Source organism: Brevibacillus sp. FSL K6-6036 (assembly GCF_037964015.1).
GTDB classification, from domain to species: Bacteria; Bacillota; Bacilli; order Brevibacillales; family Brevibacillaceae; genus Brevibacillus; species Brevibacillus borstelensis.
Genome location: NZ_CP150173.1, coordinates 2,162,847 through 2,188,482, shown reverse-complemented (window position 1 = coordinate 2,188,482; position 25,636 = coordinate 2,162,847). Strand labels below are relative to the sequence as shown.

At 52.4% G+C, this 25,636-nt stretch carries 24 protein-coding genes; 3 read left to right on the top strand and 21 right to left on the bottom strand.

All coding sequences use genetic code 11. From position 1 onward, the window contains the following. Positions 1–32: 32 nt before the first annotated feature. From NST37_RS10940 to NST37_RS10905, 8 genes are all read right to left on the bottom strand, one after another. Positions 33–1,685 (bottom strand): methylmalonyl-CoA mutase family protein, encoded by a 1,653-nt coding sequence (locus tag NST37_RS10940; protein WP_003387217.1) that lies wholly within the window; start codon positions 1,683–1,685, stop codon positions 33–35. Between the two features lie 321 nt (positions 1,686–2,006). Then, complete coding sequence (locus NST37_RS10935) at positions 2,007–4,184, bottom strand: copper amine oxidase N-terminal domain-containing protein (RefSeq protein WP_031931817.1); 2,178 nt, start codon at positions 4,182–4,184, stop codon at positions 2,007–2,009. A 243-nt stretch (positions 4,185–4,427) separates the two neighbouring features. Further along, the gene (locus tag NST37_RS10930; RefSeq protein ID WP_339186662.1) at positions 4,428–5,825 is read right to left on the bottom strand and encodes a dihydrolipoamide acetyltransferase family protein; all 1,398 of its coding nucleotides are present in this window, start codon (positions 5,823–5,825) and stop codon (positions 4,428–4,430) included. A 21-nt stretch (positions 5,826–5,846) separates the two neighbouring features. Then, entirely contained in the window at positions 5,847–6,830 is a 984-nt protein-coding gene (locus NST37_RS10925; RefSeq protein WP_003387220.1) for an alpha-ketoacid dehydrogenase subunit beta, read from the bottom strand. Between the two features lie 12 nt (positions 6,831–6,842). Continuing rightward, on the bottom strand, positions 6,843–7,835 hold the full coding sequence (locus tag NST37_RS10920; RefSeq protein ID WP_003387221.1) for a thiamine pyrophosphate-dependent dehydrogenase E1 component subunit alpha: 993 nt from the start codon (positions 7,833–7,835) through the stop codon (positions 6,843–6,845). A gap of 27 nt (positions 7,836–7,862) precedes the next feature. Then, positions 7,863–9,284 (bottom strand): dihydrolipoyl dehydrogenase, encoded by a 1,422-nt coding sequence (gene lpdA, locus NST37_RS10915; RefSeq protein WP_003387223.1) that lies wholly within the window; start codon positions 9,282–9,284, stop codon positions 7,863–7,865. Between the two features lie 197 nt (positions 9,285–9,481). Beyond that, on the bottom strand, positions 9,482–10,573 hold the full coding sequence (locus tag NST37_RS10910; protein WP_003387224.1) for a Glu/Leu/Phe/Val dehydrogenase dimerization domain-containing protein: 1,092 nt from the start codon (positions 10,571–10,573) through the stop codon (positions 9,482–9,484). A 284-nt stretch (positions 10,574–10,857) separates the two neighbouring features. After that, positions 10,858–12,930: a sigma-54-dependent Fis family transcriptional regulator gene (locus tag NST37_RS10905; RefSeq protein WP_003387225.1), complete on the bottom strand. Its 2,073-nt coding sequence runs from the start codon at positions 12,928–12,930 to the stop codon at positions 10,858–10,860. Positions 12,931–13,069: 139 nt separating this feature from the next. Here NST37_RS10905 and NST37_RS10900 point away from each other — a divergent pair, with 139 nt between their 5' ends. Beyond that, a complete protein-coding gene (locus tag NST37_RS10900) occupies positions 13,070–13,327 on the top strand; it encodes a DUF2627 domain-containing protein (protein ID WP_024984916.1) in 258 nt (85 codons plus the stop codon). 55 nt (positions 13,328–13,382) lie between these two features. Here the strand turns inward: NST37_RS10900 and NST37_RS10895 are convergent, their stop codons facing one another. From NST37_RS10895 to NST37_RS10860, 8 genes are all read right to left on the bottom strand, one after another. After that, positions 13,383–14,258, bottom strand: a complete 876-nt coding sequence (locus NST37_RS10895) for a hypothetical protein (RefSeq protein ID WP_003387227.1) — start codon at positions 14,256–14,258, stop codon at positions 13,383–13,385. Beyond that, positions 14,243–14,932, bottom strand: a complete 690-nt coding sequence (locus NST37_RS10890) for a glycosyltransferase family 2 protein (protein WP_339186660.1) — start codon at positions 14,930–14,932, stop codon at positions 14,243–14,245. Before NST37_RS10890 ends, NST37_RS10895 begins: the two co-directional genes overlap by 16 nt. Further along, the gene (locus NST37_RS10885) at positions 14,919–15,476 is read right to left on the bottom strand and encodes a copper transporter (protein ID WP_003387229.1); all 558 of its coding nucleotides are present in this window, start codon (positions 15,474–15,476) and stop codon (positions 14,919–14,921) included. Before NST37_RS10885 ends, NST37_RS10890 begins: the two co-directional genes overlap by 14 nt. 2 nt (positions 15,477–15,478) lie before the next feature. After that, entirely contained in the window at positions 15,479–16,648 is a 1,170-nt protein-coding gene (gene steA, locus NST37_RS10880; protein WP_339186658.1) for a putative cytokinetic ring protein SteA, read from the bottom strand. 122 nt (positions 16,649–16,770) lie between these two features. Beyond that, positions 16,771–16,947, bottom strand: a complete 177-nt coding sequence (locus NST37_RS10875; RefSeq protein WP_081607723.1) for a DUF2759 family protein — start codon at positions 16,945–16,947, stop codon at positions 16,771–16,773. 129 nt (positions 16,948–17,076) lie between these two features. Next, positions 17,077–17,853 (bottom strand): class I SAM-dependent methyltransferase, encoded by a 777-nt coding sequence (locus NST37_RS10870; protein ID WP_003387233.1) that lies wholly within the window; start codon positions 17,851–17,853, stop codon positions 17,077–17,079. After that, the gene (locus tag NST37_RS10865; RefSeq protein ID WP_039070841.1) at positions 17,850–18,221 is read right to left on the bottom strand and encodes a VOC family protein; all 372 of its coding nucleotides are present in this window, start codon (positions 18,219–18,221) and stop codon (positions 17,850–17,852) included. Before NST37_RS10865 ends, NST37_RS10870 begins: the two co-directional genes overlap by 4 nt. Positions 18,222–18,244: 23 nt before the next feature. After that, positions 18,245–19,030 carry a class I SAM-dependent methyltransferase gene (locus tag NST37_RS10860; protein WP_024984910.1) on the bottom strand — a complete coding sequence of 262 codons (786 nt, stop codon included), beginning with the start codon at positions 19,028–19,030 and terminating at the stop codon, positions 18,245–18,247. A 113-nt stretch (positions 19,031–19,143) separates the two neighbouring features. On the opposite strand from NST37_RS10860, the gene NST37_RS10855 reads away from it, so the two are divergent. Next, a complete protein-coding gene (locus tag NST37_RS10855) occupies positions 19,144–20,010 on the top strand; it encodes a LysR family transcriptional regulator (protein WP_031931810.1) in 867 nt (288 codons plus the stop codon). Here NST37_RS10855 and NST37_RS10850 read toward each other — a convergent pair. From NST37_RS10850 to NST37_RS10840, 3 genes are all read right to left on the bottom strand, one after another. Continuing rightward, positions 20,007–20,888: a metallophosphoesterase gene (locus NST37_RS10850; protein WP_039070840.1), complete on the bottom strand. Its 882-nt coding sequence runs from the start codon at positions 20,886–20,888 to the stop codon at positions 20,007–20,009. The genes NST37_RS10855 and NST37_RS10850 overlap by 4 nt on opposite strands. Beyond that, positions 20,863–21,441 (bottom strand): carbonic anhydrase, encoded by a 579-nt coding sequence (locus NST37_RS10845; RefSeq protein WP_003387239.1) that lies wholly within the window; start codon positions 21,439–21,441, stop codon positions 20,863–20,865. Before NST37_RS10845 ends, NST37_RS10850 begins: the two co-directional genes overlap by 26 nt. Positions 21,442–21,615: 174 nt before the next feature. Next, on the bottom strand, positions 21,616–22,380 hold the full coding sequence (locus NST37_RS10840) for a metallophosphoesterase family protein (RefSeq protein ID WP_003387240.1): 765 nt from the start codon (positions 22,378–22,380) through the stop codon (positions 21,616–21,618). A gap of 154 nt (positions 22,381–22,534) precedes the next feature. Between NST37_RS10840 and NST37_RS10835 the strand changes: the two genes are divergently transcribed. Then, the gene (locus NST37_RS10835) at positions 22,535–22,879 is read left to right on the top strand and encodes a hypothetical protein (protein WP_157211798.1); all 345 of its coding nucleotides are present in this window, start codon (positions 22,535–22,537) and stop codon (positions 22,877–22,879) included. A 367-nt stretch (positions 22,880–23,246) separates the two neighbouring features. Here NST37_RS10835 and spo0A read toward each other — a convergent pair whose 3' ends face one another. Next, a complete protein-coding gene (gene spo0A / locus NST37_RS10830; RefSeq protein WP_003387242.1) occupies positions 23,247–24,035 on the bottom strand; it encodes a sporulation transcription factor Spo0A in 789 nt (262 codons plus the stop codon). Positions 24,036–24,281: 246 nt separating this feature from the next. Then, positions 24,282–25,613: a SpoIVB peptidase gene (gene spoIVB / locus NST37_RS10825; protein ID WP_003387243.1), complete on the bottom strand. Its 1,332-nt coding sequence runs from the start codon at positions 25,611–25,613 to the stop codon at positions 24,282–24,284. Positions 25,614–25,636: the final 23 nt, after the last annotated feature.

The following is a 25,636-nucleotide window of genomic DNA, read 5'->3' as shown; positions in this document are numbered from 1 at the left end:
CCCCTTGTCACTAGAACCTTCCTGTTTGCTGACTAAACCGCCCGGTACTCGCCAAATACGCTTCGCAATACGCCGCAGACCTCTCCAATCGTGGCATAATGGCGGACGCATTCGATAATGTACGGCATCAGGTTGTCTTTGCCCTGTGCTGCTTCGCGCAACTGATTGAGCGTTTGTTCAACTGATTGCTGATTCCTTTTTGCCCGCAGTGCATCTAGCCGCTCTTTTTGTTTCCTGCCAAGCTCAGGGTCTACGCGAAGCAGCTCCGGCTGTGGCTCGTTTTCAAGCTGAAAGCAGTTCATTCCCACTACCTTTTCCTCGCCAGATTCTATTTTTCGCTGCGTTTCATAGGCTTGCTTGTGAATCTCCCGCTGCATATACCCCGCTTCCACAGCAGCTACGGCACCGCCCATTTGCTCGATTTTCTCCAAATAGGAAAGTGCCTTGGCCTCTATCTGGTCTGTCAAATACTCCACAAAGTAGGAACCTGCCAGAGGGTCGACTGTATCTGTTACGCCGCTTTCAAACGCGATGATCTGTTGTGTCCGCAGCGCGATGCGGGCAGATTCTTCCGTCGGCAAGGCGAGCGCCTCGTCGCGGGAATTCGTATGCAGGCTTTGCGTGCCGCCAAGGACTGCTGCCAGTGCCTGCAGGGTGACGCGAACGATGTTATTGTCAGGCTGCTGCGCCGTCAGCGTGGAACCGCCCGTTTGGGTATGAACGCGAAATTGCCACGACTTCGGATTTTTTGCTCCGTATCTCTCTTTCATCAAGCGAGCCCACATTCTCCGGGCTGCACGGAATTTGGCAATCTCTTCGAAAAAGTGATTGTGTCCGTTGAAGAAAAACGATAGCTGTGGAGCAAAACGGTCAATGTCGAGACCGGCCTGGAGCGCAGCTTCCACGTATGCGATGCCGTCCGCGATCGTAAACGCGACTTCCTGAACGGCAGTCGACCCGGCTTCCCGAATGTGATAGCCGCTGATGGAAATGGTGTTCCATTTGGGCACGTTCTCTGCACAGTAGGCAAAGATGTCCGTAATCAAACGCATGGACGGCTGCGGCGGAAAAATATATGTGCCCCGGGCAATGTATTCCTTCAATATGTCATTTTGAATCGTACCTGACAGCTTCTCTGCCGGTACGCCCTGTTTTTCTCCTACTACGATATACATGGCAAGCAAAACAGATGCTGGTGCATTGATCGTCATCGAGGTGCTTACCTTGTCGAGCGGTATGCCGTTCAGCAGCACTTCCATGTCCTCCAGCGAATCGATGGCTACACCGACCTTCCCGACTTCGCCTGTTGCCATCGGGTCATCCGAGTCGTAGCCGATCTGTGTCGGCAGGTCAAAGGCAACGCTCAGCCCGGTCTGCCCCTGTTCAAGAAGATAGCGGAACCGCTTATTCGTTTCCTCGGCAGAACCAAAGCCGGCGTATTGCCGCATCGTCCACAGTCTTCCTCGATACATATTGGGTTGAACGCCCCGCGTATACGGATACTCTCCCGGGAATCCGACATTTTCCATATAAGCATCATCGATCTGATCCGGCACATACAGCGGATCGATCTCGATCGCGGACGAGGTGGCAAACTGCTGTTTTCTTTCGGGCGACTTGGCCAGCCGTTCATTCAGCTCTTGTTGCCACTTTCGGTACAGTTCGGTACAATCTTTAGTAGTCACCTGCAAACACCTCGTTTTCCATGTAATGACCGATCGTCTAAACGAAGGAAGGAACTTCTCCTCCTTCCAATAATTCTAGCACAGCGAGTTACACAATAACGCGACAATTTCCACTTTTCGTGCAGTAAATTTTTCAATCGCGCTATTCAGGAGGTTCGATATGCCGAAACATTCAACACTGGTAAAAATCATGGTCTTTATTATGATTGCCGCTCTCGTGGTTCCAACGTTCTTTTACTTCCGATGATCAGAGGCCCTCTGGGCAGCCAGACGGTTCATCATAAGAAAAACCCCTCCCGACCGGGAAGGGTTTTTTGCTGTTTATTGATAGACGAATACGCTGGATGTTTTGGCATCCCAGCCTACTTTGTAGCCCAGATTGTCGGTTACAAAGCGGATCGGAACCATCGGCATTCCGTTTTTCAACGCAACTGGCGCTGGCAGGGTAAATTCCTGACTTCCTACGTATGCCTTGTTGGAGTCAACTGTAAAACGGACCACTGTTCTGCCTTTAATGATCGCTACCGTCTGGTTGTTCCATTGGGTAGTCAACGCCATGGCTTCCTTGAAGAACTGAGCTGGCACCATTGTTGTATTTCCGTTCGCCAGATAAGGAGCTTCCTGCAACGGATATACTTTTCCATGCAACGTAAACGATTTGTTGTTTACTTTAAACAGTGCAGCGTTCGCCGGGACTGCTGTCTGCGGCTGCTGTGGCTGTTGCGGCTGCTGCGGAGCAGGTTGCGGAGCCGGTTGAGCTGGCTGCGCCGGTTGAGGCACGCCCACTCCAACTGCACGTCCAAACAGCAAGCCTTTTTCCTCAGAGCTGAAGACATTGATCGTGTACGTGTTTTTCGCCGCAGGGTTCACGATGTTGGCTGCTGCCCCGATCACGATGTTGGCTCCAGTTCCTGCAGCGATGTCTTGAGCCGGGTAAACCAGCACGTTTTGTCCGCGAACGGCAACAAAGCTGGCGGCAACGCCGTTTACAGAAACGCTTGCCGGTGCGATGTATGCTGGCACCTTGTACCCAACCGGGAATACGACTTCAATGAAATCGCGCTGTTTCACCAGCGGAGCGCCAAATGCTTTCACGGCGATGTTGACGCCAGTTTGCTTCCCTACCGCTGTGTTGGTCAAGGTGATTGTTGCCGTGCTATTGTTTGCCGGTGCAGTAGTGCCAGGTGTCGTTGGCGTTGGAGTTGGCGTTGGTGTCGGCGTTACCGCCCCTGCACCATTGATCCGGAACGTTTTGGACGTTGCCGTTTTGCCGTCAACCGTCATCTTGAGCGTATAATCGCCCGCAGACTTTGGATTGGTAATCCACGCGTTGAAATCGATATCTACTTTGACCGTTTTGCTGGAAGAGAAGTTGTACGGCGTGGTCAAAGAGATCTTGTTGCCGGAAGAACCGACTTTTCTGACCGTCTTTCCGTTGATTCTAAAATCATCCGGATTCAGATAGCCCGGAATCATGTCAGAGGATGGGAACTCGATGATGACTTCGCTGTCCGCCTTCAATTCCGTTTTTCCGAAATCGGCTTCAAAAGTGTAGCTGGTGCGTGCTCCAGCCGAACTGTCGGAGAGCGATACAGTGAAGTCGCTCGCGGTGGAAGAGCTGGAAGATGAACCGGATTTTTTGATGTCAAATTTTTCGGATTGATAAGTAACGCCGTCCCATTTTACGTCAATGGTGTATTTATCCCCGGCAGACGGGTTCTTGATGCCGGCGCTCTTGTAAAACTTGAGCGTCAGTTCTTTTTTGCCGTCCACCTTCGACGGAACCTTGATTTCTACTTTTTTGCCGGAGACGCTGACGGAATCAGGCTCGTATTCATTGATGTCCACGTCGTCCTTGGAAATCTTGCTCGGGAGCATGTCCGAGCTTGGGAACGTAACCGTGATCCAGTCGCCTTTTACCAGCTTGTCATCCAGCTTGATCGGACCGATTTCGTACTGGGTTTCTTTCTTTTCTGTGGTGTCGTCGATATCGACGGAGTAGTCATCCGAGCTTCCTTTTTTGCTGCCGCTGTTGCTGCTGCTTCCGCTCGTGATCTTCACATCTTCAGTCTCTTTGGACTCGTTTGAAGTTCTGATTTCAATCGAGTATGTACCCTTGTCGTCAGGGTTGGTAATGCCGTCCGTAATGTCGAAAGAGATCTCATCGTCTGCTTCAAGTTTTTCTCCGACCTTGATCGTGATCTCTCTGCCGCTGACGCTGACCTCTTTCACCTTAAAATCAGCGTCGATGTCGTCTTCATCGATATCGCTGTCGATATCAAATTGCTTTGGAAATTTAATCGTAATCTTGTCGCCGGATTTCAAATCTTCTTCCAGGGTAAATTCAAAGGTATATGTGGTGCTTTCGCCTGCCTCGTCATCGTCTGGATCAATCGAGATATCGGTGATTGCACTAGCGGACTGCGGAGCGATGACAAACGGCGTCGTTGCCAAGGCTGTAGCCAGCATAATTGGAAGTGCTTTTTTGCTCTTCTCCATGTTCTTCCTCCCATACTTCTCTTGAAATCGATCAAACTTTTCTTGTCGAAACGCTATCAGTTTACCATATTTACGAAATAGAGGGAATCTATTCGCATAAAAATGATAGGCATGACAGCATTCATATGGTATGACGAAGCAACATGGCAAAAGGTTACAAAGCAGTTACACGAAAAAATAAAAAGCCAGAAGCAAGAGAGAAGTCCATCCCTCCTGCTGCTGGCACAGCGTTGTTTTTGTCGATCAGTACAGCTTTGTATCCGGCCCGATCGCCTCCAGCTTTTGCTTGACGCTTTGCAGGAAACGGCCGCACACCAGTCCGTCGAGAACCCGGTGATCCAGCGAGAGGCACAGGTTCACCATCGAGCGGACGGCAATCATGTCATCGATCACGACAGGCCGCTTCACGATCGACTCGACGCTGAGGATCGCCGCCTGCGGCGAATTGATGATCGGCATCGACAGGACCGAGCCAAACGAGCCCGTATTGTTTACCGTAAACGTCCCTCCGGACATGTCATCTACGGACAATTTGCCTGCCCTCGTCTTCGCCGCCAAATCTTCGATCGACTTGGCGATGCCGAGAATCGACTTCTGATCCGCGTCCTTGATGACCGGAACGAACAGAGCATCCTCTGTCGCCACGGCGATCGAGATGTTGATGTTTTTCTTGACGATGATTTTATCCCCAGCCCAGGTGGAATTGATCATCGGGTACTCCTTCAGCGCTTCGACTACCGCCTTGATAAAGAACGGCAGGAAGGTGAGGTTTACTCCTTCTTTGCGTTTAAATTCGTCTTTTACCTGATTGCGGAAAGCGACGAGCTTGGTCACGTCTACTTCTACCATCGTCCACGCATGGGGTGCCTCGTGTTTGCTCTGCACCATGCGGTTTGCGATCGTCTTGCGAATGGGCGTGACCGGGATGATCTGATCGCCTGCGGCTGCGGGAACTTCCCTTGCTGCTGCCTGGACGGGCTGCGGGCTTTGCCCCACTGCCGCGGAAGTCGGCACCCCTACTGGCGTATTCACAACCGGCGCTGCCTCTGGGGCTGCCGCAGCCGGCTGTCCGCCGTTGTCAATGATCGCTTGAATATCCTTGCGCGTCACGCGCCCTTCCATCCCCGTTCCCTGCACGCGGGACAGATCAATTCCATGCTCCTGGGCAAGCCTCATCACGGCTGGGGAAAAGCGTTGTTTTCCGCGCTGGGCCTGTTGACCGTTCGTGTCCGGACCTACTCCGGAAACAGCCTGCCCTGCTGCAGCTGGAGCAGCATTGGCCGCCAGATTGGCCGAAACAGCCGCCCTGCCTTCTGCCGCTTGAGCAGGAACCGTTTTTGCCTGCTGGCTGGTGTCAGCACTGTTGACAGCGGGGGTATTTTCCGGCTGATCGGCCCCTCCCCCCTCTTCTTCGATGTACAAGATCAAGGTACCGATCGCAACCGTGTCACCTTCGGGCACAACGATCTCCGTCACGCGGCCGGCAACCGCGGAAGGCACTTCCGCATTTACCTTGTCCGTGGAGACTTCAGCAAGCGGATCGTATTTTTTGACCTGATCTCCCACTTTCACCAGCCACTTGGTAATGGTGCCCTCTGTCACACTTTCTCCCAGTTGGGGCATTAGCACTTTTGTCGCCATGTTCGATGGTCCTCCTTGGTTTTAAAAGTGGGCCAGGTCCCGCATTGCTTCCAGCACTTTGTCCGGATTCAACATAAAGTATTTTTCCATTGGCGGACTGTATGGCATGGCCGGCACATCAGGACCGCACAGACGTTTGATCGGAGCATCGAGGTCAAACAGGCAATGCTCCGCAATGATCGCAGCCACTTCACCGCCTACGCCGCCCTCTTTGTTGTCCTCGTGAACAATCAATACTTTTCCGGTCTTGGAAGCGGCTTCGACGATAGCTTCCTTGTCGAGCGGGTACAGTGTCCGCAAGTCGAGTACATGCGCGCTGATGCCTTCCTGAGCCAGCTTTTCAGCGGCCTGCAAGCAAAAATGCAGCGTCAGGCCGTAGGAGATGACTGTAATGTCCGTTCCTTCCCGTTTGACATCCGCCTTGCCGATCGGCAGCACGTAATCTTCTTCCGGCACTTCTCCTTTTATCAAGCGATAGCAGCGCTTGTGCTCGAAAAAGAGGACGGGATCGTTATCGCGGATGGCCGCCTTCAGCAGGCCTTTTGCATCGTACGGCGTAGAAGGCGCCACTACCTTTAGCCCGGGTACATTCGTAAACATCGCTTCCACCGATTGGGAATGGTACAGTGCACCGTGCACCCCGCCTCCAAATGGAGCGCGGATGGTAATCGGGCAGGTCCAGTCGCCATTGGAGCGGTAGCGCATTTTCGCCGCTTCGCTGACGATCTGGTTGACAGCAGGCATGATAAAATCAGCAAACTGAATTTCGGCGATCGGACGCATCCCGTATGCGGCAGCGCCAATTCCAACACCGACAATTGCCGACTCGGCGAGCGGCGTGTCAATCACGCGTTCTTCGCCGAATTCCTCGATCAGTCCCACTGTGGCCCGAAAGACGCCACCCCGAACGCCGACGTCTTCCCCCAGGACAAACACACCCGGATCGCGGCGCATTTCCTCACGCATCGCCATAGTGATCGCATCAATAAATGAGATGACTGCCATTTGGATTCCCCCTTATTCCCCGTATACGTGGGTAAGCGTAGATTCAGGTGTCGGATAAGGCGCCTGTTCGGCATAATCTGTAGCCTCGTCGACTTCCTTCTGAACACGGGACAGCAGCTCCTGTTCCTTGGCATCATCGAGAAGTCCTACCTCTTTCAGATAGTTGCCAAATACGAGGATCGGGTCCTTTTTCTTCGCTTCTTCCACTTCTTCCCGCGTGCGATAGGTGCGATCATCGTCATCGCTGGAATGAGGGACCAGACGGTACATGACTGCTTCGATCAGAGTCGGGCCCTGGCCGGAACGAGCTCGCTCCACCGCTTCCTTCGTGACGCGGTAGACCTCGATCGGATCATTGCCGTCGACGCTGACACCAGGGAAGCCGTAGCCGATCGCACGGTCAGCCACACTTTCGCAGCCCAACTGCTTTTTCAGCGGAACGGAAATGGCGTATTTGTTATTCTCACAGAAAAAGATGACGGGAAGCTTGTGCACACCCGCAAAGTTTGCTCCTTCGTGAAAATCCCCCTGGTTGCTGGAGCCTTCTCCGAACGAGGTGTAGACAACGTGGTCTTTCTTTTGCATTTTGCCGGCCAGTGCGATTCCGACTGCATGAGGTACCTGCGTGGTCACAGGGCTCGAGCCTGTCAGGATATTCCATTTTTTGCCACCGAAGTGACCTGGCATCTGCCGGCCGCCGCTGTTCGGGTCCTCGGCTTTGGCAAATGCGGAAAGCATGCAATCTCTTGCTGATTGACCAAATACCAGGACTAATCCGAGATCACGGTAGTAAGGACACAGGTAGTCCTTCCCTTTTTCCAGCGCAAACGCAGCGCCAACCTGTGCAGCCTCCTGCCCCTGGCAGGAAATGACGAATGGCACTTTTCCCGCCCGGTTCAACAGCCACTGACGCTCATCGATTTTGCGAGCCAGCAGCATGTAATAATACATTTCCAGCACTTGCGCGTCAGTCAAGCCTACTTCTTCATGCCGTTTGCTTGTCATGTTCGGATACCCTCCTTATCATTTTCGCTAGCTGTGAATTGCCTTTCCGTCTACTGCCAAAGCAGCCTCCATGATGGCTTCCGACAAAGTCGGATGGGGATGTATGGTATGTCCGATTTCCCATGGCGTCGCGTCCAGCACGCGTGCCAGCCCGGCCTCGGAAATCATGTCGGTGACATGCGGACCGATCATGTGCACGCCGAGCAAATCGTTTGTCTTCGCATCGGCTATGATTTTGACAAAGCCGTCGTTTTCACCGTGCACCAGCGCTTTTCCGAGCGGCTTGAAACTGAATTTGCCCACTTTTACGTCAAAGCCCTGACTGCGGGCCTCCGCCTCGGTCAAGCCGACATTCGCAACTTCGGGCCTGCCGTACGTGCATTTCGGCACCTTGGTGTAATCAAGCGGCTCGACAGCTAGACCTGCCATGTGCTCGACGGCGAGAATCCCTTCGTGCGATGCCACATGAGCGAGCTGCAGACCGCCGATCACATCGCCGATCGCGTAAATATGGGACTCGGCGGTCTGGAAGTATTCGTTCACGCTGATAAAGCCGTTTTCCACCTTGATTTCTGTCGCTTCCAGGCCGATATTTTCCACGTTGGCCTGTCTGCCAACGGACACGAGCAGTTTTTCGGCAGAAAAGCTCTGCACGCCGCCTGCGGTTTCAGCTTGAATGGCTACCTTTCCCTCTGATGTTTCCAGTGATTCCGGCAGCACCCTGGCTCCTGTCACGATGTTTATTTTCCGTTTCTTCAGCAGACGTGCCATTTCCTTGCTGATTTCCTCATCTTCGGTCGGCAAAATCCTGTCTGCGTACTCGACGACTGTGACCTCAACGCCGAAATCATTCAGCATCGAGGCCCATTCGATCCCGATGACACCACCGCCGACAATGACCACCGAAGAGGGTAGCTGCTCCCATTGCAGCGCTTCGTCGCTGGTCACAACTTGCTTTCCGTCGATCGTCAGTCCTGGAAGCGTACGGGGTCTCGAACCGGTAGCGAGAAGCAAAAAGCGCGGCACCAGCATTTCCTGTTCGCCAGACGGCGTTTCGATCCGGACTGCGCCTGCCTGCGGCGAAAAGATAGAGGGACCCATGACGCGGCCAAATCCTTCGATTACCGTAATGTTGCCTTTTTTCATCAAATACTGGATGCCTTTGTGCAATTGCTCGACGATTCCCTCTTTGCGAGCTTGAACGCGCGCAAAATCAAGGCCGATCTTTTCAGCCGTGACTCCGTATTTGTCTCCCTCTTTCAGCGTAGCAAATACTTCCGCACTTCTAAGCAGCGCCTTGGAGGGAATGCAGCCGCGATGAAGGCAGGTGCCACCCATTTTGCCCTTTTCCACGACAGCTACCTTCATTCCCAGCTGTGAGGCACGGATTGCTGCTACGTAGCCCCCCGTTCCTCCTCCCAACACGACGAGATCATATTCCTGCGACATGTTTTTCTTCCCCCTCTGATGGCAAACTGCATTGCTTGTGAACGCGCCATGACCGTCAGTGGCTTGCTGGACGATCAGTAAATGGCTGCTCATATGACTAGATCATAATAACAGGTACAAGTAGGTTATGTATACCGGAACCGCCTGCTTTGCGAGCAGGTGCGGCCCCGGAAATAAGTACTTTTTATACGATCAGCTTACCGGTGGTAAACCGATTTTCCATTTTGCAAAAAGGTGCTGCGCGATTTGGCCAGGCTGGCGATGCGTTCTTCGGCCATGCGGTCTGCCGCTTTGTAGGAAGGCACCCCGTCGCGTTCAGCGATTTCAAATACTTTCAGGATGTTGTCGTAAATCGTCTCTACCTTTTTCAGTGCGCGCTCGCGGTTGTAGCCTTGCAGCTCGTCGGCTACATTGATCACGCCGCCGGCATTGATGATGTAATCGGGTGCGTAGATGATGCCCATCTCATGAATCATATCGCCATGTCTTTCTTCTTTCAACTGATTGTTGGCCGCTCCTGCAATTACTTTCGCCTTCAAAAGCGGGATCGTGTCGTCGTTGACGATGGCTCCCAGGGCGCATGGAGAGAAAATATCGCAGTCCACGCCGAAAATTTCGTCCACGCCTACTGCTTTGGCGCCAAAATCGTTGACAGCGCGGTTTACGTTTTCTTCATTGATGTCGGTAACAATCAGGTGTGCGCCTTCTTCGTGCAGATGGCGGCAGAGGTTGTAGGCTACGTTCCCCACGCCCTGAACCGCTACTACGCGGCCAGACAGGTCGTCGCTGCCATACGCGAGCTTGGCAGCGGCTTTCATCCCGCGGTACACGCCGTAGGCAGTCACAGGAGAAGGGTTGCCGCTGGAGCCAAAGGCTGGAGATACGCCTGTTACATAATCAGTCTCAAGGTGGATCATATCCATATCGGCAACAGTCGTACCTACGTCTTCGGCTGTAATGTAGCGGCCATTCAAGCCTTGAATGTAACGGCCAAAGGCACGGAACAGCTCTTCGCTCTTGTCTTTGCGCGGATCGCCGATGATGACCGCTTTTCCGCCGCCGATGTTCAGGCCGGCTCCGGCATTTTTATAGGTCATGCCGCGAGCCAAGCGGAGCACGTCGATAATCGCTTCCTCTTCCGTTTTGTACGGCCACATGCGGGTGCCGCCCAATGCAGGCCCCAATGTTGTATCGTGAATGCAGATGATTGCTTTCAGTCCGGAATTCTCATCCTGGCAAAAAACAAGCTGTTCGTAGTCGTACTTTTGCATGTAGTCAAAGATGTTCATGAAGAAACCTCCCTAGTTTGTTCATTTGCGTCGATCGTGCTGCTTGTCTGAGGTCTCCTATTGGAGAATTTCCCAGCAATGTACCACGTTGCAATTATCGTGCCAAAAAATCCCCAGTTTGAAAGCGCTTCATTTTTCTACAGTTGTTTTTTGGGCCTGCCCTCTATTCTGCACATTTTTGCAGGATCAAGCAATGTTTTGCATGCAAAAAATTGCAGTTATGTCTCTGTTCAGCCCGATTGCTCACAATTTGATCACGGATATTCGCCTGCACTTATTGTTCATTACGGCTGTTCATCAGATATGCCGCACTTGTCCAGCTTGTAGTAAAGACTGCGGATCGAAATCCCGAGCCTCTTCGCCGCCAGCGTCCGGTTTCCCTTTGCTGCGGCAAGCTCTCGCAAAATATGTGCCCGCTCCGCTTCATCCATCGCTTCCTTCAATGTCTTGCCGGAAGCCTGTTCCATCTGCAAATGCGGTGTCAAAGCGGCGGACTGTACGCTCCTTCTCTCCAAGGGGGGCAAGTGCTCTGGCAGAATGACTCGCTCGCCGAACTTCATGTGGATCATGGCCCGCCCCAGCACATTTTCCAGCTCCCTGACGTTGCCCGGCCACTGGTAGGCAAGCAGCATTTGCAAAGTGCCTGCCGCGATGTCCTCCACATTTCTTCCGTATTCCTGGTTGTATTTTCGCACCAGATGCTTGGCCAGCGGCTGGATGTCCTCCAATCGCTGACGGAGCGGCGGTATGTAAATGGGGACGACATGAAGCCGGTAGTACAAATCCTCGCGAAAACGGCCGGACGAAATCGCAGATTCCAAATTGACATGTGTAGCCGCGATGACCCTCACATCGATTTCAACCGCCTTCGTACCACCAACCCTGACTACTTCCCGCTCCTGGAGAACGCGCAACAGCTTTACCTGCATGCTCATCGACAGCTCGCCGATCTCATCAAGGAAAATGGTCCCGCCGCTGGCCTCCTCGAACAATCCGCGCTTGCCGCCTCGTTTGGCTCCGGTAAATGCGCCCTCTTCGTATCCGAACAGCTCGCTTTCCAAAAGATTCTCGGAAATGGCTGCGCAGTTGACGCGAATAAACTGTTTATACTTGCGGCTGCTCGCATTGTGGATGGCGTGGGCAAACAGCTCCTTTCCCGTGCCGGATTCGCCGCGCAGCAGCACTGTGGCAGGTGTCAATGCCGCTTTTTGCGCTTGCTCGAGCGCCGCCTGCATCGGCTCGCTGTACCCGATGATGTCTTCAAAGCTGTACTTCGCTTCCAGCGTCCTGATGATCCGGTGGGCCGTCTCCAGTTCTTCGGTCAAACGCTTAATCTCCGAGACGTCATGGATGACCCCGACGCTTCCCTTTAATTCTCCGTCTACCATGACTGGAGCGACGTTTACCACCACGTCTCTGCTCTTCGGTCCCAGCTTCATATGTACGCCGCGCACAGGCTTCTTTGTTTTCAGCACCTGCATGTGCATGCTGTCGCCTTCGGAAATGTCGACAGTGGCTGGCTTGCCGATCACGTCCTGATGAGTCAAACCGGTAATCCGCGTGTACGCCGGGTTGATCAAAAGGCCGTTTCCTTTTGCATCCACAACGGAAATGGCCTCATCCGAAGAATTGATGATCGCCTGAAGCATGCTTTTCAATTCCTTCAGATCGGTTACTTCCTCGGCCAGCGCCATGATATCGGTAATATCCCGGAAGATCGCGACTGCTCCCGCCACCTCGCCCCGTTCGTTTCGAACAGGTACCCGGTTGGTAATGATCCGCGTCTGATTCGGCAGGATCTGCTCCTGGTTCAACTCTGGCTGTCCCGTCTCTAATACAATATGTAATCGGGTATTGGGTATGCGCTCGGAAACTGCCGTTCCCAATACAGCGTGGGCTTCAATGCCCATCAGGCGTTCTGCCGCTCTGTTGAAAAGAGTGACGATCCCTTCCCTGTTGACCGCGATGATCGCGTCATGGGTAGAGTTCAGCATGATTTCCCGCTCGCGCTGGTTTTGCGTCAAGGCTGCAATCAATTCGTCCCGTTCACTTATCAATTTCATGATGATTGCTGTAAATGTTCCGGGGATTAACACCGTTTTTTCCTGTTTGAGACGCAAAATTTCTTCGAATGCCGCAGAGTCTCCGGTCGCCTCCAGTATCACGTCGATGTCGCTCGACAAATACGGACGAAAGTCAGTTCCCACTTCAATTCCCAAAGAGCGGGCGAGGACAAGTCCTGGCGCATCCGCCCGCTCATCCACGACGGCCACGATTTTCATCCGCTCCATATTGCTAAGCATTTTCAAGAGCGCTGTTCCTCCCTGGCCGGCTCCAACGATGAGCAGCTTGTGCATGCAAACAATCCCTCTTTCCAGTGAATCAAACTGTTTCCATTGTAACTCAACCCGGCTGGAATGCACAGGAGATGTTGGACAAGGAGCTACCCATCCGATATGATGGGAAGGTAGCATGATGGAAAGGGGAGAAACACCCTTGATCGGTCAGAAACTGGTAGCTCTGTTGATCATGGTCGTCCCGGCACTGATCGCCATGTTTGGGATAAAGCTCATCCGCGATGCATTTTTCTACTCGGTATCATCGGAGACCGGATTTCTCTGGGGACAGTTCGTCTTGGGCGTGTTGTTGTTTGTCGTTCCGGTCCTTTTCATCGCCGGCTTTGTCCTGCATCACGACCGCAAGCGCAACCGCGTCCAACCCCGGTTTATGAAGCGCGAGCCGGAAGAAGATTAGGATATGATCGAGCAACAGACCAAACGTCAGAAACCGGGTATGCTTCCCGGTTTTTTTATTTTGTCTCCGCAGATCTTCCCCACTCATCCAATCGATTGAGCCAGCGCGTGTTTTCGATCACCCGGGAAAACGAAACGAACTCGGCCAAAAGGTGCAGCCCTGCGAAAAATAGCAAAAGCGCCAGTTGTCCACCGAACGGAACGCTTGTCACGAGCGCAAAGCCCGCAACAAACCCGAGATAATTGGCTCCCGTGTCCCCTTGCATCAAGCAAGCCTGTGCATCGTACGGAAACAAGAGAACACTTGCGGTCAAGACCGGCAATATCCAAATCCAGCAAGCTGCAGCAGCCGCGGACATCGGCATGCACAAGGCAGCTGCGGCGATCAAAAGCCAAAATACCTTAATCGCCCGGGCTGGCCTGACGTCAAACAGGTTTAACAGGTTGGGGGAAAGCGCCAAAAGACCGGTTCCGACGATGATCCCCGGTATGCCGGTAAAAAGGAACAGGCTGACGGCCAAAGCGGTCCCGCCTCCCCCGAATGCCTTCCACATGCCGCTCGTCATTCGCCGTTCCCGCCAGAGAACCCCCAGATGCCCGCGAAAGCCTTTCGGCGCTTTATCTGCCGAACGGTCGTCAAGCCAGCCGCATAATGCCACGGCGAGAGATCCGAAGAAAAGCAGCAGCCCGGATTCAAGCATTTGGTAGCTCCAGCCCGAAGCCGCTCCCCAGGCCAACAGGGCAAATTGGATCAATCCCGCGTACCCAGCCAGTATCACTCCTCCAGCCGTAACCACTTGTTCGCCTCTGTAGTTGGTTCTGGTGATAGCGGCATTATGCAGCTTTTCCCATGCGGCGCGAAAATAGAACCGGTGCAACAAAAAAGGCCCTGCCACTCCCAGGACCCAGGCGCTCGTCAGGTTCGCGTCCAACGCACTCCCTCCCACCATTTTCTCCCCAATGCCTTCCCGATTTCAACGAATTCCTTTCCCCGATGCCGATAGCCTGTCCAATCATTTTCCGTCTGCCGGTGCGTAAAAGGTACAGGAACTTCGGTCAAGCGGTACCCGCAGCGGAGCGCTTCGATGGTCAGTCCCACTTCGATTCCAAAGCCTCCTTCCAATTGACCAATGCGTTCCAGCACCTGTCGTTTCACTGCCCGTTGACCGGATAGCGGCGCCTCCGAAGAAAATCCGGTGAGTGCCCGTATCCCCCCTCGGGCCAATCCCTTTGCCAGGCCCAAGCCGACCTTCCGCCGCAGCGCCGGCAGCACGGCGATAGCCATGTCGCATTCATCGTTTATGACCGGGGCAAGCAGCAGGTTGGCTTCCCCCGCGCTCTCTTTCAAATCTCCGTCCAAAAACAAAAGCACCTCGCCGCTGGACTGTCTCCAGCCGGTTTGCAGAGCCGCCCCTTTTCCCAGATTGACCGGATGCCGGATGATGCGGTCTGCCCACTCCTCGGCCAGTAACGCAGTCTGATCCGCGCTCCCGTCATCGACAACGATCACCTCGTCGCAAACAAGGCGCTGCCGTATCGCCGCCAGAGTCGGGACAATCCACTCTGCCTCATTGTAAGCCGGGACGATGACACTAACTCTTTTCACGTTCCACTCTCATCTCCGCCATCAGTTTTTGCACCCGATCCAACAGCCCCCATTGCTGGGAGAAGGTCTCTGGCACCTTGTCCACAAATAACCAGCGGCATTCGCCCGGAAGCTGTTCCAACCAGTCTGGCTTCGTTTTCCCCAGCGCGAGAATCGGTCCATCCAACGGAACACTGCCTTGACCGTACGGAACGATCTCAACGCCGACCTGCTCAAACAACCGCAGTAGTCTGCCGATTTGGAGCTCCGGGGACTGCCAGACATACACCTTGTTGCCCTGCATGGCGTCAGCGTAACGGACTGCCATCAGATGGGCAGCCTCTTCATTGTTTCGCTCCATCTCGATCAAAAGCCGATTTAACTGCTGCTTCAGTTCATTGTTGCTTTTGAGAGCCTGGCTATACCTCGTCTCCATTTTGCTGAGCACAGCCTGCTCCTCGACGGAAAACCACGAGTGGCCTGTCATTCCTCCGAGCAAAATGCCAATCCCGAGACTAAAGAATACGGCCACAAGCGAAATCAGGTGATGACGAAAAGGAATCATGCCTACCCTCCTAAAAATGCCCAGCTCCTCCACTGCATCCACCACAACTGCATGACATGCCGGGTGATGGGATGAAGCGAGAGAACCGCCATGACCGGCACGAGTGTGGCCGCTACCAGCCACCCGGTCCAATTCCATGACCAGCGCGGCTGATACAATTGGCTGACGCCTTTGGCATCGATCAGCCTGGAACCGATTTTGGTCCTTACCAGCAGCGTGCTCGCCATGCCCTTTCTCCCTTTTTCGAGAAAATCGATCATCGTGGAATGTGTACCGATCGTAACAATCAATTTGGCTTTTTCCTCAAAGGCGAGCAGCATGGCAATGTCTTCGCTCGTCCCCGGCGCGGGCAGCAAATGGCAGCTGATCCCCAGCCTCTCCACTCTTGCCTTCCCGGGAGCCTGCCCGTCTTGAAAAGCGTGCACGACTATCTCTGCACCTGACAGCAATGCTTGATCTGTGACACTATCCATATCCCCTACGATCATATCGGGGATGTAGCCGTTTTCCAGCAAAGCATCCGCTCCCCCGTCCACCGCAATCAAAACAGGATTGTAATCGCGAATGTAAGAGGAAAGCATCCGCAAATCTTCCCGGTAATGCCGGCCTCTGACGACCACGACGACATGGCGGTCAGAAAGCCTCGTATGCAGCGGGAGTTTTTTCAGCGGGCGCAAAAACCACTCTTTTTCTGCACTCGCGTATCTCAACGTATTGTCGATAAAAGCGGACAGGACGTCATCCAATCGCTCATTTGCTTCTTGCCATCGCTGGCCGATCTCCTTTGTGGTCAGCCGTCTCAGCTCAGCTTGACGAAACCAGCCCTTGTCAGAGCAAACCCACAGTTGTTCTTTCCATACAGCCCCGGGTCTGCCATCCGCTTGATCCAATATGCTTTTGTCTGCGCTGGCTGTTTCATAGAGAGGGATGCCAGCCTCCAACAGGCGTCTGGCGCCTTCAGCCGGGTATGTCCCTGTCAAAAACGGTGAGAGGTTTATGACGGCTCGCACATTCGCTCTCACAAGTGCCAGAGCGGCAATCTCATCCATATCCGGGTGATCGACGACAGCAATGTCTGAAGGATTGATCCGGTTGCAAAGGTTCTTCGTTTTCCGGTCTGCCGCAATCTTCCCGACGTATGAAAACCTGTGAGGCCATCGCTGCTTGCCCACCTGTCCCACCTCCATCCTTATTATGCGAAAAATGGAGGATGGCCATGCAGGTTTTTCCAGAAAATGAAAAAGAGACTGTGCGAGTATGCGCACAGTCTCTTGAACATATGTATCCTCCGGCTTTACGCGCCTTTCGTTGCAAAGTAAATGATCAAGCCATCTGCAAAGAGGAATACGGCGAGGGCAATGATTCCAAAGCCAACCGCGAATTTATTTTTCGCCCGGATCGAACGGAAAACACCCATCGCGATGAAGAACGTGAACACGAACATGAGAAAATCAAACAGAGTTACTTTCATGAACTACACAACTCCTTTGGCAAAAAGTAAAACGTACGGGAAGAGAATAGCACCTTCATTATATAGAATACCCCAGACGTATACAAGTCGAATCAGGAATTGTGACAGACGATTTCACAATTATGCCATTTATCCCTTTACTCCCCTCCAAATGGTCCAGCGATCCTGTTCGACGATCGGCAGCAGACCGCCCAGCTTCTCTTTGACGAAGGAGATGAGCTTTTCCAGTTCGTCATCATTCAGCTCGTGGAGGATCGAGCGTCCAGTCCTTTTTCGAAGATCGCTTTCCAGCTCCGTCCAAGTGCTGTATCTCTTCCGAATCTCCCACATCTGGCTTGTATGTACAGAGAAGAAGCCCGCATTTTTCAAAGCTGCTTGCACCTCGGTCAAAGACGGGCGGCGCTTTTCCTCCTTCTGCAGCAGACGGGGAAACGCTTCAAAGAAATACCCTCGCAAATGCTCTGTCGACCCGGGGACGGATACATCATCCATCGTCCGATCCTGAATGATGCACATCCCCCCCGGCGCCAAAATCCGGTTCACCTCCGCCACAAAGCTGTCTACACTGTCCAGGTGGTGGATCAAGGCACGGGCGAAGACAATATCTGCACAGCCGGCGGCAAGACCAGTCTGACAAGCATCCCCCCAATGAAAGGAGACTTGAGGCAAATAAGCGGTGTTCTCCCGTGCGGTTTCCAGCATGACTTGAGAAAAGTCGACTCCCATGACGCGCTCTGCTCCCAGCTCAGCCCAGCCTGCCGTATAAATGCCGCCGCCACAACCGATATCGATCACGTTCTTGCCGACAGGGTTGACGATTTCCGCCATCGCTTTCAGCCAGCCTTTGTCGGCTGAACGGCCGATATACGAGCTTCGATTTTCGGATGCATGGAAATCAATGCTCATTCTGTCGTCACCTCCATAAACTCCAGCCTGTTGCCGAAGGGATCATCTGCAAAAAAGCGAATGACACCCGGAATTTCTTCTCCCTGCTTTATCGTCACCCCCGCCTCGAGCAAACGATGGCGCAATCCCTCGATATTTTTTACAAGGAAGGCCGGATGCGCTTTTTTCGCTGGGGTGAACCCCTCCTCTGCCCCGATGTGAATGGTCTGCGGCCCGCATTGAAACCAGACCCCTCCCCGTTTGCGCAGTGCTTCCGGCTTGGGCACCTCTTTCATTCCCAATATCCCGCTGAAAAAGCTTCGCGCCTCTTCCTCACATCCGACCGGCGCTGCCAATTGTACATGATCCAATCCCAACCATGTGTGCATCTCGCATCTCTCCTCGTTTTTCCTTAGACTTCCTTTTTGCAGACTGCCATCCATTCATCGATCTCATGCCCGGCTACGCGCCCATCGATTAACGTCACACCCATATAGTCGTGAATGTCCTTGGAAGCATGTATGAGCAACTGTTCAACGGCTTTTTCCTGCTCCCGCGATTCAGACGTCCGTGCTACCCACTCGGGAAAGGAAAACCGTTTTTTTCGCTGCCGCTCCCTTTGGACCGACAGACCTGCTTGTTCCACCAGGCTGATCCATTCCGTGCGGGAGAGACAGCGGACGTGACTCGGGTCTCGCATCGCCTCAAAACGGTTGATGAAGCTGCTTATTTCCTCTGAATCGGGAACGATATTATCTATGAAGACAAACACGCCGCCGGGTCGAAGTACACGTGCTGCCTCCTGGACAAAAGCTCCCGGGTTGGGAAAGTGATGGGCGGCAATTCGGCACAAGACAGCGTCAAAGGAGTCCGCGAGAAAAGGCAGGCGTTCGGCGTCAGCCACCGTATAGCCGATGTTTCTCAACCCCGCTGCTTGATGAGCCGCCCTCGCTGCTTCCAGCATCGGTCCGGTCAGATCGGTAGCAACTACCCATTTGCAGTGAGGAGCCAATGTCTTGGCTACATGTCCTCCCCCAGTCGCGACATCCAGCACCACCCATTCCGGTTGAGGCTGCGTCCATTCGATGATGAGCGGAAGATCCTCCCCTTTTGCGTGCGTCTCGCTCGTCACATAGGCATTGGCGTTTTTGCCGAACTGCTCTTGGACTTGTCGCTTGATTTTCGCTTCTTTCTCCACGAAGACCACCTCCTGCATCCATAATATTCCCTTTTTTCAGCCATTTGTTATAGAATATCGATAGCAGGTTATCGAGAAATCAGATAACCAATCATTCTGCGGGAGGAAGCCGTATGGATCTGGACAGTCTGGAGATTTTTTTGGCAATTGCCCGGCACGGCTCGCTGAATCGAGCAGCCCACGCACTCTTTTTGGCGCAGTCTACGGTAACGCACAGGCTGAAGCAATTGGAGAGACAGGTAGGAACTCCCTTGTTCACCCGTACAAGCACCGGGGTAAGCCTGACAGCTGAAGGACGACGCCTGTTGCCTGTTGCCGCGACCGTAGTGGAACAGCTTCGCGCCTTTTCGACTCATCGCGAAGAACGTCAGTCCCTCACCGTAGTTGCCGGAAAAGCGTTTGCCTCCTACGAACTGCCCCGCCTGCTCGGGCAGTATCGCAAGGAGCATCCGCATTTTACCTGCTACGTCCGCTCTACCCTCTACGAGGAATCCATCTCTTCCCTGTTGACTGGTACGGCAGACATCGCCTTCCTCGGCCACGAAGTCTACCATCCCCACATACACCAGGAATTTTTGCCGAGCGATCGCGTCATGCTGGTCACCTCACCCGAACATCCATGGGCGGACACATTTCCCGGATTTGGGCGCTGGGGTTCGGAGCCCGTCATCGCATTTGGCAGTCAAAGCGCTCCTTTTCGCCAGCGCGTCGATCGGTTCCTCGCTCAGCATGGCGTCTTTCCCAATGTGATTATGGAGCTGGACAGCTTTAGCGCCGTCATCAAAATGGTGCAGCAGCAGTTGGGCGTGACGATGCTTCCCGAGCGGACGGTTCAGGATGAGGTGCGTGCAGGCAGACTTGCTGCACTCGATATCTCTCACGGCGAATTTACCCGCCCCACGCTAATTGCTTATCTGCATGCAAAAAAAGAGGACGAGGCATTCATGCCATTCGTCCAATGGATCAAGCAAGTCTATTAAACAAGAGTGAGTACAGTAATTTCCGGCCGGCAGAAAAGTCTTACCGGCAATATCGTCGTACCGATTCCCCGATTGATATACACCGGCAGCTTGCCATCTCCCGCGTGTTGCAGTCCCTGCACAAATTTTTGTCCCATGGGGGGCGTAATGACATGTCCCAGAAGCGGCAGCCTCACCTGCCCGCCATGGCTGTGGCCGGAAAGCTGAAGGGCAAAGGGATGCTTGGCTGCTTCTTCCGCGAAATCAGGCTCGTGGACGAGCAAAATCACCGTATCTCCCTCAGCTATTCCGTCCAGAGCCTTCCGCGGATCGGGAACGCCGTGCAGCACGTTGTCCATCCCCGCTACAAAAAGTGTGTCGCCTTCTTTTTGTAGCTTGATGTGCTCATTGATCAGAACCGAAAATCCTGAATCCAGAAGAGCTTGACGGACGATTCCCTGTTCTCCGTATCGCCAATCGTGATTTCCGAGAACAGCAAATTTGCCGAGAGGCGCGTGCAGCCGAGCCAGGATCGGGATCGCGGAAGACAGCAATCTAGTGCTTTTGTCTACCAAATCTCCGGTAAAACAGATCAGATCCGGCTGTTGTTCATTAATCCGGTCAACAACCTTTTCAAGTTCTTCAACGCCCAGGTAGTGTCCCAAATGCAAATCGCTGAAATGAACGATACGCACGCCCTTCCATTGCTCCGGAAGATACGGAATGGCAACCGGTTGACTGACTACCTCGAGCCTGTGTCTCTCTACACCATAGGCGTAACCTGTCGTCGCTATTCCCAGCCCAATTGCCCCGAAAAACCAGCGTGCCGCTTTTTGCATAAAGGTTCTGCGCGTAACATGCGAAGCGTTGGCATTACTTAACCGGGGTTGCCAGTTCATATCCATCTACTACCCGATCCAGTCTGCCTGTAACCGGATCGATCAAGAGGCCGTGAACCGGAACCTCTTTTGGCAGCAGCGGATGGTTTTTAATCACTTCCACACTTTGTTTCACACTATCCTCCACGTGGTCAAAGCCGCGCAGCCAGGAGTGCAGGCGGAAGCCAGAATGTTTGATGATATTGAAGGTTTCCTCTGTGATCCCTCTTGCTTTCATTTTCGCCATCATATTGTCGGCATTGATCACGCTCATCCCGCAATCGTAGTGACCTACCACGACCACTTCTTCAGCGTTCAGCTCGTAGATCGCAACCAAAATACTCCGCATGATACTGCCGAACGGATGAGAAACGACAGCTCCCGCACTTTTTACGTGCTTGAAATCGCCGTTTCGCAAATTCATTGCCTTTGGAAGCAATTCTTCCAGCCGGGTATCCATGCAGGACAGCACGACTAATCGCTTGTCAGGGAATTTCGTTGTCTGATATTTCTCGTATTCCTTGTTCTCGATAAATGCCCGGTTATGCGCCAGAATTTCGTCAATGATGTTCACTGGTCGGCACCTGCCTTTCCCGTTTTTCTCATTTTTATTTTACATGGTTCTTCCCGGTGTGCAACCGTATTGCATATTCATCCCGATTGCTCGAAGGATATTCCCTTTTCATTCTTCATTCGTTCAGCCGTTTTTTTGCACGATCGCCATCTGCTGTAAGAAAATCACTTTCATTCATGATGAAGCCGTTTGTATCAATTTCTTATAATCGTTGTACGGATAACGAGCCAATCTGAGAGCGTATTCATACGCTTCCACGTCCGGCATTTTCAATGCTTTTGCGGTGGCAAGCGCTTTTTCGATGTCGTAGGCAACTCTTCTGAGTTGAACGGCAATGTCCCTTTTGTTAAAGTCCACAATGGCGTAGCTTGCTCGATTATCGCCATCAAACGGCAGGCCGACACTCCCGCAATTGACGATCAATCTTCCCTTTCCCTGACGCGCATACGCATGGTGTACATGTCCAAACAGGACAAGCCTGGTATGCTCACTCCGGTTTAATATGTCCATTTCATCCAGGCTTGCCCACGGATAGACGACATTGACCAGCGAATCGGGTCCAGCATGATACATCTCCGTAGGGACGTCTTCAAATGTCCAGGCTCGCTCCACAGGAAGGTTTGCCAACCATTCCTGATCATCGTGCGCAATCCGTTTACAGTCGTACTCGTAGGCCCGCAAGACCAGCTCTTCCTTGTCGTTGCTTGGGACCCACCCAGGTGCTGGGAATCGGGTAAACATATCGTCATAATTTCCGCGAATAACGGCTAGAGGCTCCAATGACCTTACCATGTGTATACATTCGCTTGGCTGAGGTCCCCGCATGACGATATCTCCGAGAAATACGATGGCATCGGGGCTTTGACTTTTTAAGTCTTGGATAACGGCTTCAAAAGCAATTGCATTTCCATGTGTATCTGACAGGACAGCCAGTCTCATGTGGAACCTCCAGAAAGTGGGATAGTCTTGGCTTACGCCTTTACTCTCATCCTCCAGAACAGTAAATCTTAAGATTTGGATCGACACGATACACAATGTGTTATATTGGGATTGCGCGGACCATTTACACTGTGAAGGAGAATCTACTGTGCTTATTGAAGAACGTTTTAGCGATTTATCAAAAATATTCCTAAAGGTTTGGTCGATTGAATCTAGTTCAAAATGGTCCTCCCAAAACCCTGCCAATGGACAATGTGGAGTAACTGCACTGGTTGTAAACGATCTTTTTGGTGGAGAAATCTTGAAAACGAAAACCCCTGAAGGATGGCATTATTACAACAAAATTGACGGAATACGTTGTGATTTTACAGAATCTCAATTTTCTGAAATACCTCACTACCAAGACATTCCTTCCAATCGAGAGGAAGCTTTCAGTGATACCAATGATAAACAGTACAGCTATTTAAAAACACAGGTACTTGAAAAACTTAATCGCTGAAAACTGGTTTATCATAGTAAGCAGTTGGTAAATACAAACTTTTCTACTTGTTTTTTCTTGGTTCTGTCTTTCATTGGCTGTCATCTTCCTCGCCCTTTCTTTAAGAAAGACGAAATAGCATGCAATCGCCCCAAGTTCGATAAAAAGCCCCGTATCAGGTCCGTTTGTACTGCAAGGCCACAGATATGCCTTCGTACGTTACGGACACCCATACGGGGTCTTCAATCGCGCAAAGCCTTCCGGTCGGCACGCCATCAAATACCATACATTTCCCGGTAACGGTTTAGCGGAATCCTCGCAATGCTCAACATAAAAGTTGCGCCAAACAGCGGAAGGCTTGCGGTCATTACCTTTTGTAATATCGCAATTATGAGATCTTCGCCTCAATCCGCAGCTTGTCCGCCACCATGGCGATAAATTCACTATTCGTCGGCTTCGCCTTGGTGTTGGAGATCGTATAGCCGAACAGGCTGGAGATGGAGTCCAGATTTCCGCGGGACCAGGCCACCTCGATCGCGTGACGGATGGCACGCTCTACACGGCTTGCAGTCGTATTAAACTTCTTGGCGATATCAGGGTACAGCACTTTCGTAATGGACCCCAGCAATTCCACGTCGTTGTACACCATCGTGATCGCTTCCCGCAGATACAGATATCCTTTAATATGCGCTGGAACCCCGATCTCATGGATAATGCTGGTGATGCTGGCGTCAAGATTGCGCCCTCTGATCTGCAATGGGTTTTGCGACTTGACAGCGGTCACAAAAGAGCTTGAAGGCTTGCTATTCGTCATCTGACGGATTCGCTGTGCCAAGACCTCCATGTCAAAAGGCTTCAGGATGTAATAGGCGGCCCCCAATTCGACTGCCTTTTTGGTGATTTCCTCTTGCCCGAATGCCGTCAGCATAATAATTTTTGGTTGAGAAGTGAGTCTCATGGCTTGGATTTGTTCCAATACGGCCAATCCATCCAGATGAGGCATGATAATATCCAAAATAAGGACATCCGGAATGCGTTCTTGGAGCAGGCGAATGACATCATTTCCGTTATACGCCACACCGATCACGTTCATATCATGCTGGCTGCTTATGTACTCTTCCAGCAGGTTCACAAATTCCCGATTGTCATCCGCCAACAACACTTCAATCTTGCTCAAGGTCGTTCCTCCTTACAATCAACGGTCTGTTTGGGAAAAAAGGTGGAAGTATTCTCAGAAGTAATGAATCCCTCAACATATGCCCATACCATCTTTTCACTCCAAAAATAATTCGACAATGCCAGTGGCATTCCTGCCAATGACGAAAGATTGAATGATTTTTCCGATATTTCGACAATGATTTCCACGTTTTGCTCAAAAAGTGAAAGGCCGGCTCACCTTTTGGCGAGACGACCTCGTCTTTGCTTACGCTGCACTTCCGGACGGTTTGGATTGCTGTCCCGGACGAACCTGCAATCCTGCATCCTGCAGCATCCATTCGATATAGCAACCATAGCCGGAGGTCGGGTCATTCACAAATACATGGGTAACCGCACCGACCATCTTTCCATCCTGGATAATCGGGCTTCCGCTCATTCCCTGCACGATCCCACCGGTTTTTTCGAGCAATCGCTTATCTGTCACCTTGATGATCATGCCTTTCGTGGCAGGGAAATGCTGCTTCACGACATTCACGATCTCAATGGAGTACTCTTCTACCTTTTGACCTTCTACCACGGTAAGGATTTTGGCTGGTCCCTCTTTTACCTGTTCGGCCAGAGCGATGGGAATGGGCTCGGGATAAAAGCTTCTTTTTGGCTCCTCGTTCATTTTCCCGAATATGCCAAACGGCGAATTTTTCGTAATGTTGCCCAACACTTCGCTTTCATTGTAAAAACGGGCAAACTTTTCTCCCGGATTCCCGCTCTGCCCTTTTTCAATCGAGGTCACACTCGCCCGTACGATTTGACCGTCGCCGACAACGATGGCCTGTCCAGTGTCCACGTCGGAGATGACATGGCCCAATGCTCCGTAAGCTTTCGAATTCGGCTCGTAAAAAGTAAGCGTACCGACACCTGCAGCCGAATCACGAATGTATAAACCCATCCGGTACTCCTCATCCTTCTTGTCTTTAGCAGGCCTCAGCGTCACATTTACTTTCTCTTTGCCCCGGACGATGAGGAGCTGCAAAGGTGTCTGCTTTTCGCCGGCTTCACTTACCAGCTTTTTGACATCGTTCATGTCATTGATGTACAAGTCATTCATTTTAATGATACTGTCCCCGACATGTACACCCGCTTGTTCCCCTGGTGAGACTTTTTCTTTTCCTGTGTCAACCAGATGATGACCAACGACAAGAACGCCAGCAGTCTGCAATTTGACGCCGATAGACTGACCGCCCGGAATCACCCGCAAATCAGGCAGCACATTTACCTTGACCGCTTTCAGCGGGATGTTGCGCCACTTTACCTGCAAATTGGCTTCTCCCGCCCTCTTCGGTTCTACCGAAACTGGCTGACTCAGATCCACAGAAACTTCCCGGGCTTCTGTTCCATTGACATGCAGAATTTCCGGGTTGCTGTTGACCAACGTACCCATGACGGGCATAGAGACGCGCAGTTGCTTCAAGGAGCCTTCCATCAGGCGTAATTCATGGGGGAAAGAAGACAGGTCGTGGAACGGGGTGGAACTCACGACAAGCGCCGTGATAAGGAGAAGGAGACTTCCCATCCATTTTCTTCTGTTGTGACGGATCACCAGCAATCACTCCTACCGTTCCC